This is a genomic window from Streptomyces sp. NPDC049837 (assembly GCF_040674455.1).
Lineage (GTDB): Bacteria > Actinomycetota > Actinomycetes > Streptomycetales > Streptomycetaceae > Streptomyces.
This window is the reverse complement of the sequence record NZ_JBFAMP010000010.1, coordinates 73,971-86,679: the sequence shown is the minus strand read 5'-3', so window position 1 is coordinate 86,679 and position 12,709 is coordinate 73,971. Positions and strand designations below refer to the sequence as shown.

The following is a 12,709-nucleotide window of genomic DNA, read 5'->3' as shown; positions in this document are numbered from 1 at the left end:
GCGCGTTACGTACGGGAGACCCCGGACGAACTCGTGGAAAACACGGGTCAACACTGCGTATCAACTCGGTGAACCCGATGTGCGCCCGCGGGTGACCCACGAGTATCGTCCTCACCTGCACATACTGGTCACGTACGTGGTCGGCTGAATTCGACGGAGGACTCGTTGTCCCGCTTCGCGCTCATCAAGGCAGTGCTCGGCCCGGTCATGCGCCTGATGTTCCGCCCCCGGGTGGAGGGCGCCGGGAACATCCCCGGGACCGGGCCGGTCATCCTGGCGGGCAATCACCTGACGTTCATCGACTCCATCGTCCTGCCGATCGTGTGCGACCGTCAGGTCTTCTTCATCGGCAAGGACGAGTACGTCACGGGCAAGGGCCTCAAGGGCCGGCTCATGGCGTGGTTCTTCACGGGCGTCGGCATGATCCCGGTGGACCGGGACGGTGCGAACGGCGGCGTGGCCGCGCTGATGACGGGGCGCCGGGTACTGGAGGACGGCAACGTCTTCGGCATCTACCCGGAGGGCACCCGTTCCCCCGACGGCCGCCTCTACCGGGGCCGCACCGGGATCGCGCGCCTCACGCTGATGACGGGCGCGCCGGTGGTGCCGTTCGCCATGATCGGCACGGACAAGCTCCAGCCGGGCGGCGCGGGCCTGCCGCGGCCGGGCCGGGTGACGGTGCGCTTCGGTGAGCCGATGGAGTTCTCCCGCTACGAGGGCATGGACCGCGACCGGTACGTGCTGCGGGCGGTGACGGACTCGGTGATGGCCGAGGTGATGCGGCTGTCCGGGCAGGAGTACGTGGACATGTACGCCACGAAGGCGAAGGCTGCGTAGGCAAGGGCCGGTGAAATGGGGCGGCGCCCCGGTACGGCGTGAGTGCCGTACCGGGGCGCCGTTCCCGTTGCGGCCGCCGGGCCGTTACGGGTGCTCCACGCCCTCCTCCAGCTTCTGGCCCCGCAGCAGGAACCAGGCCGCGACCGCCGTCGCCAGCAGGACGGCCGCGCCGACCCCGGCCGCGATGCGGAGCCCCTCGACGAAGGCGTCCTGCGCGGCGGTGACCAGCGCGCCGGCCGTCGCGTCCGGCAGGCCGGCGGACGCCTCCACCGCGCCGCCCAGCGATTCGTGCGCCGCCGCGGAGGTGGCCGCGGGGACGCCGTGCGGGGTGGCGAAGTCGCTGTAGACGCCGGTCACGATGGAGCCGAGGAGCGCGATGCCGAGCGCCGCGCCGAGTTCGTACGCCGTCTCGGACACCGCCGACGCGGCGCCCGCCTGCTCGCGCGGGACGCTGGAGAGGATCACGTCGGCGGTCACCGTGAACGCGAAGCCCGCGCCGATGCCGACGACCAGCAGGGACGCGCCGAGCATCGGGTAGCCGGTGGACCGGTCGAGCAGGGTCAGCACGGCGAGCGCGAGGCCCACGGCCGCGAGGCCGCCCGACACCACGGAGCGCACCGAGAAGCGCCGGGCGACGACACCCGCGATCAGGCCGGCCGTCACCGCGCCGATGGCGGCGGGCAGTTCGGCGAGGCCCGCCTCCAGGGGGTGACGTCCTTGGACCAACTGGAGGAACTGGGAGAGGAAGAACACGAGCCCGGACAGGCCCAGGATGGTCAGCAGGTCGGCGAGCACGGCGCCGGAGAAGCCCCGGTGGTGGAACAGCCGCATGTCGAGCAGCGGTGCCTCCAGCCGGAGCTGGCGCCGTACGAACCAGGTCAGCGCGGCCACCCCGATGACGGCGGCGATGCTCATGTCGAGGCGCAGTCCGTGCGCGGCGGCTTCCTTGACCGCGTACACGACACCGATCATGCCGACGAGCGAGAGGGCGACGCTGAGCAGGTCCCAGGGGCCGGGCGCCGGGTTCTTCGACTCGGGGATGAACTTCGCGCCGACGAGGACGAGGACGACCATCACCGGCAGGTTGATCAGGAAGACCGAGCCCCACCAGTAGTGCTCCAGCAGGAACCCGCCGACGACGGGGCCGACGGCCGCGCCGGCGGACGCCATGGCGCCCCAGATGCCGATGGCGAGGCTGCGCTCGCGCGGGTCGTGGAAGAGGTTGCGGATGAGCGCGAGCGTGGACGGCATGAGGGTCGCGCCGGCGACGCCGAGCAGCGCACGGGCGACGATCATCATCTCGGGCGTGGTGGCGTACGCGTTGAGCACGGAGACGGCGCCGAAGGCGGTGGCCCCGGTCAGCAACAGCTTCTTGCGGCCGATGCGGTCGCCGAGGCTGCCCATGGAGACGAGCAGTCCGGCGATGACGAAGGAGTAGACGTCGCCTATCCACAGGAGCTGGGTGCCGGTCGGCTTGAGGTCCTCGCTAAGGAACGGGGTCGCCAGTCCCAGTACGGTGGCGTCGACCGCCACCAGCAGGACGGCCAGGACCAGTACGGCGAGTGCCAGCCACCGGCCCGGGCGGCGCAGAACCTCCGACTCCTTGGCCAACTGATCGGTACGGGTCATCTCTCCACGCTCCTGCGTGCTCCGCCGAGCAGCAACTCGGCGATCATGTACTGGAAGTCCTTGGCGGCGACGCGCCCGTCCTGCACGGCCCAGGCGCAGGTGCCGATGAGGCCGTAGAGCGCCTCGGTGAGCCAGGCGGGTGTGAGGTCGATCCGGAACTCGCCCTGCTCCTGGCCGCGCCGGAAGAGCGCGGCGACCCGGGCGTCGAGGCGGGCCCAGCCCTCGTTGACCTGGTCGCCCTCGAAGAGCTGGTTCTCGGTGACGAGGAACGCGAGCAGCCCGGCGACTGGCTCCAGCCCGGCGACGAGCCGGCGCAGCGCGTCCTCGGCGGTGCCGTCGTCGAGCCGGGCGGCCTCGATGGCCGCCTCGAACTCCTGGATCCCCAGCGCCTCCAGGGCCCTGACCAGCGCGTCCCGCCCGGCGAAGTGCCGGTGGAGGGTCGCGCGGCCGATGCCCGCGGCGCGGGCGACCTCGTCCATGGTGGCGGTCGCCTTGCGGGAGAGGAGTGCGGCGGCGGTGCGCAGCACCTGCTCACGATCGACTGTCATGAGACAACCATAACCCATGTGAGACATGAATGTCTCACATGGGATGCTCGTGGCTCAACGCAACGCGAAAAAAGCGCCGCCGCCCGGACGGAACCGGACGGCGGCGCTGCGAGCCGTGGTGCTACTTCTTCGCGGTGGCCCAGGCGTGCTGGATCACCAGGTCGGCCTTGACCTCGGCGAGCTGGGTGGCGACGGCGGAGGGCGCGGTGCCGCCCCGGCCGTTACGGGAGGCGAGGGCGCCGCGAACGTTGAGGACCGTCCGCACCTCGGGGGTGAGGTGCTCGGAGATCTTGGCGAACTGCTCGTCGGTGAGCTGGTCCAGCTCGATGCCGTGCGCCTCGCACTCCTTGACGCACTCGCCCGCGACCTCGTGCGCCACCCGGAACGGCACACCCTGCTTGACCAGCCACTCCGCGATGTCCGTCGCGAGGGAGAAGCCGGCCGGGGCGAGCTCCTCCATCCGCTCCCGGTTGACGGTGAGCGTGGCCATCATGCCGGTGAAGGCGGGCAGCAGGACCTCGAGCTGGTCGCAGGAGTCGAAGACCGGCTCCTTGTCCTCCTGGAGGTCGCGGTTGTACGCGAGCGGGAGCGCCTTGAGGGTGGCGAGCAGGCCCGTGAGGTTGCCGATCAGGCGGCCCGACTTGCCGCGCGCGAGCTCGGCGATGTCCGGGTTCTTCTTCTGCGGCATGATCGACGAACCGGTGGAGAAGGCGTCGTGCAGGGTCACGAAGGAGAACTCCTTCGTGTTCCAGATGATGACCTCCTCGGCGATCCGGGAGAGGTTCACGCCGATCATCGCGGTGATGAACGCGAACTCGGCGACGAAGTCGCGCGACGCCGTGCCGTCGATCGAGTTGCCCGCGCTGCCGTTCTCGAAGCCCAGGTCCTGGGCGACCGCCTCCGGGTCGAGCCCGAGCGACGAACCGGCCAGGGCGCCGGAGCCGTACGGCGAGACCGCCGTCCGCTTGTCCCACTGGCGCAGCCGCTCGGCGTCCCGGGACAGGGACTGCACGTGCGCGAGGACGTGGTGGGCGAAGAGCACCGGCTGGGCGTGCTGGAGGTGCGTACGGCCCGGCATGGCGACGTCCGGGTGCGCCTCGGCCAGACCCACGAGCGCGTCCTGGAGGTCGGCGATGAGCCCGCCGATGATCCGGGCGTGGTCGCGCAGGTACATCCGGAACAGCGTGGCCACCTGGTCGTTGCGGGACCGGCCCGCCCGCAGCTTGCCGCCCAGGTCGGGGCCGAGCCGCTCCAGCAGGCCGCGCTCCAGGGCGGTGTGGACGTCCTCGTCGGCGATGGTGCCGGTGAAGGAGCCGTCCGCGACGTCCGCCTCCAGTTGGTCGAGGCCCGCCAGCATGCGGGTGAGCTCGTCCTCGGTCAGCAGCCCCGCCTTGTGGAGCACGCGCGCGTGGGCGCGGGAGCCGGCGATGTCGTACGGCGCGAGGCGCCAGTCGAAGTGCACGGACGCCGACAGTTGGGCCAGCGCCTCGGCGGGACCGTCGGCGAAACGGCCGCCCCAGAGCCGGACGTCACCGTTGTTGCTGCTCAACTCTGCTCCTCGGGAGGGTGGGGATGTGCGGCCGCCTCCACACCCCGCGGGTGAGGAGGCGGCTGTCGAACGAATCGGGGTCAGGCCAGGTCACGCTTGGCGGCGATCTTCGACGACAGCGCGAAGATGTCGATGAAGCCCTGCGCCTTGGACTGGTCGAAGGTGTCGCCCGAGTCGTACGTCGCCAGGTTGAAGTCGTACAGCGACTCGTCGGACTTCCGGCCGGTGACGACGGCGCGGCCGCCGTGCAGGGTCATCCGGATGTCGCCGGAGACGTGCTGGTTGGCCTCGTTGATGAAGCCGTCCAGGGCCCGCTTGAGCGGCGAGAACCACAGGCCGTCGTAGACCAGTTCGCCCCAGCGCTGCTCGACCTGCCGCTTGTAGCGGGCCAGCTCGCGCTCGACGGTGACGTTCTCCAGCTCCTGGTGGGCGGTGATCAGCGCGATGGCGCCGGGCGCCTCGTAGACCTCGCGCGACTTGATGCCGACGAGCCGGTCCTCGACCATGTCGATCCGGCCGATGCCCTGGGCGCCGGCCCGCTCGTTGAGCTGCTGGATCGCCTGGAGGACGGTCACGGGCTTGCCGTCGATGGCGACCGGGACGCCTTCCTTGAAGGTGATGACGACCTCGTCGGCCTCGCGGGGCGTCGCCGGGTTCGAGGTGTACTCGTAGATGTCCTCGATCGGCGCGTTCCAGATGTCCTCCAGGAAGCCGGTCTCCACGGCCCGCCCGAAGACGTTCTGGTCGATGGAGTACGGCGACTTCTTGGTGGTCGCGATCGGCAGCTCCGCCTTCTCGGCGAAGGCGATGGCCTTGTCACGGGTCATCGCGTAGTCACGCACCGGAGCGATGCACTTCAGGTCGGGACCGAGGGCCTGGATACCGGCCTCGAAGCGGACCTGGTCGTTGCCCTTGCCGGTGCAGCCGTGGGCGACGATCGAGGCGTTGTGCTTCTTGGCGGCGGCGACCAGGTGCTTGACGATCGCGGGCCGGGAGAGCGCCGAGACCAGCGGGTAACGGTCCATGTACAGGGCGTTGGCCTTGATCGCCGGGAGGCAGTACTCGTCGGCGAACTCGTCCTTGGCGTCCGCGACCTCCGCCTCGACCGCACCGCAGGCGAGCGCGCGCTTGCGGATGACGTCCAGGTCCTCGCCGCCCTGGCCGACGTCCACGGCGACGGCGATGACCTCGGCACCCGTCTCCTCGGCGATCCAGCCGATGGCGACGGAGGTGTCCAGTCCGCCCGAGTAGGCGAGTACGACGCGCTCGGTCACGGGTTTCTCCTTACGGTGCATTCACTGACAGGTATAACTATGCAGACCGCCGTATGTTTTGTCAACGCGGGGGTCGAGCGGCCGACGGGACCCGGCGCCACCCCGGCACCACCCGCGCACCCCGGGCGGCCCCGCCGCCCCGAGCACCCCCCGGAACCGCACGGCAACCACATCGGTGACGCTTCAACCTTGACGACCCGTTACCCGAATAAGAAAAAGAACCGCCTTCAATTGTCGAGCAGTTGAGTTATCGGCGAATCAATTGAATGGGAAACCGTCTTGCAATTCAGGTAACAACGTCTAAGCTGGGCAGTGACATTGATGAATTCAATGCCACGTACGAACTCCTTGAACTGGCCAGAGTTCAACCGGGACACGGAAGGAGGTGTACGACATGCGCGCCTACGAGCGTCCGACGCTTACCGCAGCAGGTAGCTTCCGCAGGACCGGCCTGGGCACCGACAGGGGGCCTGAGAAGAAGCTCATCACCCGGTTCAGCTTGTGAGCGTTTACCCATGACGGCGGGTTGCGGTCCCGACTCCCGCAGCCCCCGTCTTTTGATCCCCGGGCGCCCAGGAAAGGACTCTCATGGCCGACTGGTTCGTCGTCCTCCCGGACTGCGCCGCGGCGGCCCCCGTCGGCGGCGCGCTGCGCGGCCGCGCGGTACAGGAGATCCAGGAGATCAGCCACCCCTCGGGGCGGCCCTGGCTGCTCGGCCACTGGTCCCCCGGCACCCTGGCCGTGGGCCAAGCGGGCCCAGTGAAGATCGCGGTCGTCGGGCAGCACGCGTCCACCGCTGAGCACCTCGCCGTGGCGGCCCGCCGGACCGACACGGTCGCCGGCCTCGACGCGTTGGCCGGGTCCCTCACCGGAAGCGTGCACCTGGCCGCCTCGGTCGCCGGGTGCGTACGTGTACAGGGCACCGTCACCGGCCTCCGCCGGCTGTTCCACGCCCGGATCGGTGACGTCACGGTGGCCGCCGACCGGGCCGACGTACTGGCCGGGCTGCTGGACGCGGAAGTCGACGAGCAGCGGCTCGCTGTCCACCTGCTCAGCACCTTCGGGATGCACCCGGTGACCGGCGAGCCGGTCTGGCGTCCCGTGACGGCCCTCAGGCCCGCTCACTACCTGGTGCTCGACCACGACGGCCGCCCACGGACCGTCGGCTGGTGGACCCCTCCCGAGCCGGTCGTACCGATGGCGGAAGGCGCCCCTGCGCTGCGGGAGGCGCTGTCCGCCGCCGTCGAGGCCCGCGTACGGAGCCGGGACGTGGTGAGCTGCGACCTGGGCGGGCTGGACTCGACCTCGCTGTGCTCCCTGGCCGCGGGGGACGGGGCGCGAGTGGTCGCGTACACCGCCGACGGCCTCGACCCCATGGGCGACGACGCGGCCTGGTCCCGCCGTACCGTCGCCGGACTGCGGCGTGCCGGACGGGGCGAGGTCGAGCACCACGTTCTGCCCGGGGACATGGTGCCGGCGGTGTACGAGGGTCTGTGGGAGGGGGGCGACCTCTTCGACGAGCCGAGTCCGGTCGCCGCCCAGCGCGACCGCTGGCTGGTCATCCCCCGGCTGGCCACGGCACGCGGCTCACGTCTGCACCTGACCGGCTTCGGCGGCGACGAGCTGCTCGCCGGCTCGCCGGCTCACCTGCACACGCTGCTGCGTACGCACCCCAGGACCGCGTGGCAGCGCGTGCGCGGCTTCGCCGCCCAGCGCCCGTGGCCGTACCGGGAGGCGCTGCGGCAACTGTGGGACGACAGCCCCTACCGGGCCTGGCTCGCCCGGGTCGGCGACGGGCTCACCGACCCGCCGCCGCCGCTGGAGACGCCCACTCTGAGCTGGGGCACACCGCCGCGCTTGCCCCTGTGGGCGACGCCGGACGCGGTGGAGGCGGTGCGGGAACTGATCCGCACCGCGGCCCGGGCCGCCGAGCCGCTGGCCAGGACGCGCGGACAGCACGTCGAGCTGGAGGCCATGGGCGGCTCGTCCCGCATGGTGCGGCAATTGGATCAGATGTCCGCCCCCCTCGGGCTCGCCGTCGCCGCCCCGTACTACGACGACCGCGTGATCGAAGCCGGTCTGGCGGTGCGGCCGCAGGACAGGATCACCCCTTGGCGGTACAAGCCGCTCATCGCCGAGGCGATGCGCGGGATCGTTCCCGACGAGAGCCTGACCCGCCACACGAAGGACGAGGGTTCCCACGAGGCCGAGGTGGGGCTGCGGGAGCACCGGGGCGAGCTGCTGGCCCTGTGCGAGGACTCCCGGCTGGCCCGGCTGGGCCTGATCGACGCGGACGGGCTGCGCGAGGTGTGCTCCCGGCCGCTGCCGCCGAGCCTGCCGTTCGACGCGCTGTATCAGACGGTGGCGTGCGAAATGTGGCTGCGCGCACAGGAAACCGCCACCATTCCCAGTTGAGGGAGACGGCTCATGACGCTCAAACTGCGTGACGGTGTATTCACCGCCGAAACGGAATACGGAATCGTGCTCCTCGATGAGGACCAGGACCGGTATTGGACCCTCAATCCCAGCGCGGCCGTCATTCTGCGGACCCTGCTGAACGGCGGCACCGACGACGACGCCGTGCGGTCGCTCACCGAGGAGTACGCGGTGGACGGTGCGAGCGCGCACCGGGACGTGCGGGAACTGGTCGGTGAATTGTGCGCGGCGGGCCTTGCCCGTGAGCTCCATGAGAAGCAGGCCCGATGAGTACACCGGAAGCCATTTTCCACCGCCCGCGCTCGGTGCCGTTCCGGCGCCGGGTCCTGGTCCGGCTCGTCGTGGGCGTCGCGCGGCTGCTGGCCACCCAGCGCCCCCGCCGCATCCGCACCGTCCTGGACCGGCTCCGCCGGGGCGCCCGTCCGGCGACCGTGGAGGAGACCCGGGCGGCCCGGGATGCCGTCGTCGCGGTCAGCCTGGCCTGCGGGGGCAGGGAGGGGTGCCTGCCCCGGTCCCTGGCCACGGCCCTGCTGTGCCGCCTGCACGGCCAGTGGCCCACCTGGTGCGTGGGCGCGCGGCGGCTGCCTCCCTTCGGGGCGCACGCCTGGGTGGAGGCGGAAGGGGTGCCCGTGGGTGAGGAGTACCCGCCCGACTACTTCCGGCCGCTCCTGACCGTGCCGGACGACCGCACCGGCCCGTGAAGTCCGAGCCCGTGAAGTCCCGAGCGGCTGGTGAGCGGCGAGGGGCCGGCCCGAGGGAGGTCCTGCGGCTGCTGCGCGGACACCGGCGGTGGGTCGGTCTCGCCGTGCTGCTGACGCTGGGCGCCACCGCACTGAGCCTGGCCCAGCCCCTGCTGGTGAAGAGGGTGATCGAGTCGACCTCGTCGGGGCACCCGGTCGGGCCCGTCATCGTGCTGCTGGTCGTCTTCTTCGTGGCGCAGGTACTGGTGCAGGGGTTCGCCCAGTACGTGGTGGCCCGGACCGGCGAGGGCATCGTGCTGGGCATCCGGCTCCGCCTCGTCAGACATGTGCTGCGGCTGCCGATAGCCGTGTACGACCGGCACCGCATCGGCGACCTGATATCCCGCACCAGCACCGACAGCACCACACTGCGGCTGCTCATCGCCGAGGGCTTCACGGACGCGCTGACCGGCGCCATCGCGCTGGCGGGTGTCGTGGCGCTGATGCTGTGGCTCGACTGGCTGCTGTTCCTGGTGGTGCTGGCCATGGTGGCGGTCGCCTCGGTGGTGGTGGGCTCGGTACTGCGGGGCATCGAGACGGCCTCGCTGGTCACCCAGCGGGCGACCGGCGCCATGACCGCCGACCTTGAACGGGCGCTCGCCGCCATCCGTACCGTCCGGGCCAGCCGCGCCGAGGAGCGCGAGACGGGCCGCATCGGGGACGGGGCCCGGTCGGCGTACGCGGGCAGCATCCGGATGGCCAAGCTCGACGCGGTGGTGACTCCGGCGATCGAGCTGGCCGTCAAGGGGTCGTTCATCGTCGTGCTGGTCATCGGTGGGCTGCGGGTCGCCGACCGGCAGGGTTCGCTGGCCGATCTGGCCGCGTTCCTGCTGTACATGATCTACCTGGTGGGACCGATCGGCATGCTCTTCCAGTCCTTCAGCACCATGAAGCAGGGCGTGGGCGCCTACCGCCGGGTCACGGAAGTGATGGCGATGCCCACCGAGCAGGACACCGTTCGCCGGCCCGCCCCCCGGCCGGTCGCCGCGCCGCCGCGCACACCGGTGCTGGAGTTCCGCGACGTGTGGTTCGGCTACGAGCCGCACCGCCCCGTCCTGCGCGGGGTGAGCTTCCAGGTGCCGCCGAAGTCCCATGTGGCGCTGGTCGGTCACTCCGGTGTCGGCAAGTCGACCGTCTTCGCGCTCATCGAGCGCTTCTACGAGCCGGACAGCGGCCGCATCCTCTTCGACGGCCGGGACATCTCGGCCATCGGCCGCGCCGAGCACCGCGCCCGCATCGGGCTGGTGGAGCAGCACACCCCGGTGATGTACGGGACGCTGCGTGAGAACCTCACCTACGCCGCCCCGGACGCCGGTCCGGAAGAGCTGGAGCGGGTGGTCGAACTGGCCCACCTCACCGAGTTGGTGTCCCGGTTGCCGCGCGGCCTGGACACCGACGCCGGTGAGCACGGCATGTCGCTGTCCGGCGGCGAACGCCAGCGGATCGCGATCGCCCGCTCCCTCCTCGCCCGGCCCGGACTTCTGCTGCTCGACGAGCCGACGGCGCACCTGGACGCGGCGAGCGAGGAGGCACTGCGCCGGTCGATCCGGGAGACCGCCGGCGAGTGCGCGCTGCTGGTCATCGCCCACCGGCTGTCGACCATCCGCGCGGCGGACCTCATCGTCGTCCTGGACAAGGGGCGCGTCGTCGCCACCGGAAGCCATGACGAACTGCTCGACACCAGCGGCCATTACCGGGCTCTGGCGGGCGGAACGCGCCAGGTCGTGACAGGCGGACGACCATAATCGCCCCCATGGGAAAAAGATATGAACGCATCGACGGCCGGATACGGGACTTCATCGAGCAGCAGCCGGTCTTCTTCACCGCCACCGCCCCGCTGACGGGTGACGGGCACGTCAACCTCTCCCCCAAGGGCCGCAAGGGCACGCTCGCCGTCATCGACGAACTGACCCTGGCCTACCTCGACTTCGGCGGCAGCACCGCCGAGACCGTGGCCCACCTCCGGGAGGACGGCAACGGCCGGATCACCCTGATGTGGTGTGCGTTCAGCGGCCCGCCGAAGGTGCTGCGGGTGCACGGGAAGGGCGAGGCGGTGTTCCGCGACGACCCGCGCTGGGCGGAGTACATCCCGTACTTCAAGGACGCCGACGGCCCGGCGGCCCGCGCCATCGTCGTGGTCCGCGCGCTGCGGGTGAGCGACTCGTGCGGCTTCGCCGTGCCGTTCATGGACTACCGCGAGGAGCGCACCCAGCACGCCGAGCACTTCGCCCGCAAGACGGACGAGGAGTTCGCGGCGTACTGCGCGAAGAAGGACCACGTCGGGGTGAGCCTGGACGGGCTGCCGGCCCTCCCGCTGCCGCTGCCGCCGCGCACGGACGCCCTCTAGGCGCCGACCGGGCGTCGACCGGCCCTCGTCCAGGCGTCGTCCGGGCCCCTGTTCGGCCGCGCCCGGGGGGCGGCGCGCGGGCTGGGCGCGTACGGTCCGGGCATGCGCCTCGGTCTCGCCCTCGCGGCCCTGCTCCTGACGCTCACGCCCGTGGACCGGGCACCGCTGCCCGCGCGGATGGCCGACACGGGCGGCGGTACGCAGCTCATCACGGCCGAGGCGCCGCGCGCCGGGTCCACCACCGGGACGGTCACGTGGTGGGACCGGCGCCTCGGGCGGTGGGTGCGGGTGGGGTCGGCGCCGGCCCGGTTCGGGGCGAACGGCCTGGTGGAAGGGGCCCGGCGGCGCCAGGGCACGTCCACCACACCGACGGGGCTCTACCGCCTCCCGTACGCCTTCGGCACCGATGCCGCCCCGGCGGGCACGGTCCTCCGCCACCGCCGGGTGACGCGCGACTCCTGGTGGTGCCAGGACAACCGCTCCCGCGCGTACAACCGCTGGGTGGAGGGCCTGCCCGCCGACTGCCGGGCGGCGGAGGCCGAGCACCTCATCACGTACGGGCAGTTGTACGCGCACGCGCTGGTGATCGGCTTCAACTACGACCGCCCGGTGCGCGGGCGCGGCGCGGGAATCTTCCTGCACGTGCGGGGGCGTGGGCCGACGGCCGGTTGCGTGGCCGTGCCGGCGGGTGCGATGCGGCGCATCCTGGCGTGGGCGAAGCCCTGGCGGCGGCCGCACATCGCCATCGGCACCGGCGGGGGCGGCCCGACGGCGATCGTGCGGTACTGAGACCCCCGCCCCTGGGCCTACCGCTCCTTCTGCGCCAGCCGCAGCAGGTGGTCCGCGAGGGCCTGGCCGCCCGCCGGGTCGCGGGAGATGAGCAGCAGCGTGTCGTCACCCGCGATGGTGCCGAGGATGGCGTGCAGTTCGGCCTGGTCGATGGCCGAGGCGAGGAACTGGGCGGCGCCCGGCGGTGTGCGCAGCACCACCAGGTTGGCGGAGGCCTCGGCGGAGATCAGCAGCTCGCCCGAGAGGCGCCGCATCCGCTCCTCCTTGGCCGACTCGCCGAGCGGGGCCTGCGGGGTGCGGAAACCGCCCTCGCTGGGCACCGCGTAGATCAGCTCGCCGCCCGTGTTGCGGATCTTCACCGCGCCCAGCTCGTCGAGGTCCCGGGAGAGCGTCGCCTGGGTGACGCTCAGCCCGTCGTCGGCGAGGAGCTTCGCGAGCTGGCTCTGGGAACGCACCGGCTGCCGGTTGAGGATGTCCACGATCCGGCGGTGGCGTGCGGTGCGGGTCTGCGGAACGGACGGCCCTCCGTGCTCGAGGTCCTGCGCGTCGGTCATCGTCGT

Annotated in this window: 13 protein-coding genes; 8 read left to right on the top strand and 5 right to left on the bottom strand. The window is 71.5% G+C overall.

What is annotated here, in order from left to right:
* The first annotated feature begins 165 nt into the window (after positions 1 to 165).
* Positions 166 to 837 carry a lysophospholipid acyltransferase family protein gene (locus AB0J57_RS25810; protein WP_366130665.1) on the top strand — a complete coding sequence of 224 codons (672 nt, stop codon included), beginning with the start codon at positions 166 to 168 and terminating at the stop codon, positions 835 to 837.
* Positions 838 to 921: 84 nt separating this feature from the next.
* On the opposite strand, the gene AB0J57_RS25805 is transcribed toward AB0J57_RS25810, so the two are convergent.
* From AB0J57_RS25805 to AB0J57_RS25790, 4 genes are all read right to left on the bottom strand, one after another.
* The gene (locus tag AB0J57_RS25805; RefSeq protein WP_366130664.1) at positions 922 to 2,466 is read right to left on the bottom strand and encodes an MFS transporter; all 1,545 of its coding nucleotides are present in this window, start codon (positions 2,464 to 2,466) and stop codon (positions 922 to 924) included.
* Positions 2,463 to 3,014: a helix-turn-helix domain-containing protein gene (locus tag AB0J57_RS25800; RefSeq protein ID WP_366130663.1), complete on the bottom strand. Its 552-nt coding sequence runs from the start codon at positions 3,012 to 3,014 to the stop codon at positions 2,463 to 2,465. The genes AB0J57_RS25805 and AB0J57_RS25800 overlap by 4 nt, the downstream gene beginning before the upstream one ends.
* A 121-nt stretch (positions 3,015 to 3,135) precedes the next feature.
* The gene (gene argH, locus AB0J57_RS25795) at positions 3,136 to 4,563 is read right to left on the bottom strand and encodes an argininosuccinate lyase (RefSeq protein ID WP_366130662.1); all 1,428 of its coding nucleotides are present in this window, start codon (positions 4,561 to 4,563) and stop codon (positions 3,136 to 3,138) included.
* An 80-nt stretch (positions 4,564 to 4,643) separates the two neighbouring features.
* Positions 4,644 to 5,837 carry an argininosuccinate synthase gene (locus tag AB0J57_RS25790; protein WP_366130661.1) on the bottom strand — a complete coding sequence of 398 codons (1,194 nt, stop codon included), beginning with the start codon at positions 5,835 to 5,837 and terminating at the stop codon, positions 4,644 to 4,646.
* 394 nt (positions 5,838 to 6,231) lie between these two features.
* Between AB0J57_RS25790 and AB0J57_RS25785 the strand changes: the two genes are divergently transcribed.
* The 7 genes from AB0J57_RS25785 to AB0J57_RS25755 all read left to right on the top strand — a co-directional run bounded on the left by AB0J57_RS25785 (position 6,232) and on the right by AB0J57_RS25755 (position 12,149).
* Positions 6,232 to 6,342 (top strand): keywimysin-related RiPP, encoded by a 111-nt coding sequence (locus AB0J57_RS25785; protein ID WP_366130660.1) that lies wholly within the window; start codon positions 6,232 to 6,234, stop codon positions 6,340 to 6,342.
* An 83-nt stretch (positions 6,343 to 6,425) separates the two neighbouring features.
* Entirely contained in the window at positions 6,426 to 8,252 is a 1,827-nt protein-coding gene (locus tag AB0J57_RS25780; protein WP_366130659.1) for a lasso peptide isopeptide bond-forming cyclase, read from the top strand.
* 12 nt (positions 8,253 to 8,264) lie between these two features.
* Positions 8,265 to 8,543 (top strand): lasso peptide biosynthesis PqqD family chaperone, encoded by a 279-nt coding sequence (locus AB0J57_RS25775; RefSeq protein WP_366130658.1) that lies wholly within the window; start codon positions 8,265 to 8,267, stop codon positions 8,541 to 8,543.
* Entirely contained in the window at positions 8,540 to 8,974 is a 435-nt protein-coding gene (locus AB0J57_RS25770) for a lasso peptide biosynthesis B2 protein (protein ID WP_366130657.1), read from the top strand. Before AB0J57_RS25775 ends, AB0J57_RS25770 begins: the two co-directional genes overlap by 4 nt.
* A gap of 11 nt (positions 8,975 to 8,985) precedes the next feature.
* Complete coding sequence (locus AB0J57_RS25765; RefSeq protein ID WP_366130656.1) at positions 8,986 to 10,758, top strand: ABC transporter ATP-binding protein; 1,773 nt, start codon at positions 8,986 to 8,988, stop codon at positions 10,756 to 10,758.
* A gap of 8 nt (positions 10,759 to 10,766) precedes the next feature.
* Positions 10,767 to 11,360 (top strand): pyridoxamine 5'-phosphate oxidase family protein, encoded by a 594-nt coding sequence (locus tag AB0J57_RS25760; RefSeq protein ID WP_366130655.1) that lies wholly within the window; start codon positions 10,767 to 10,769, stop codon positions 11,358 to 11,360.
* Between the two features lie 102 nt (positions 11,361 to 11,462).
* The gene (locus AB0J57_RS25755; RefSeq protein WP_366130654.1) at positions 11,463 to 12,149 is read left to right on the top strand and encodes a L,D-transpeptidase family protein; all 687 of its coding nucleotides are present in this window, start codon (positions 11,463 to 11,465) and stop codon (positions 12,147 to 12,149) included.
* A gap of 17 nt (positions 12,150 to 12,166) precedes the next feature.
* Here the strand turns inward: AB0J57_RS25755 and AB0J57_RS25750 are convergent, their stop codons facing one another.
* Positions 12,167 to 12,703: an arginine repressor gene (locus AB0J57_RS25750; RefSeq protein ID WP_064068099.1), complete on the bottom strand. Its 537-nt coding sequence runs from the start codon at positions 12,701 to 12,703 to the stop codon at positions 12,167 to 12,169.
* Positions 12,704 to 12,709: the final 6 nt, after the last annotated feature.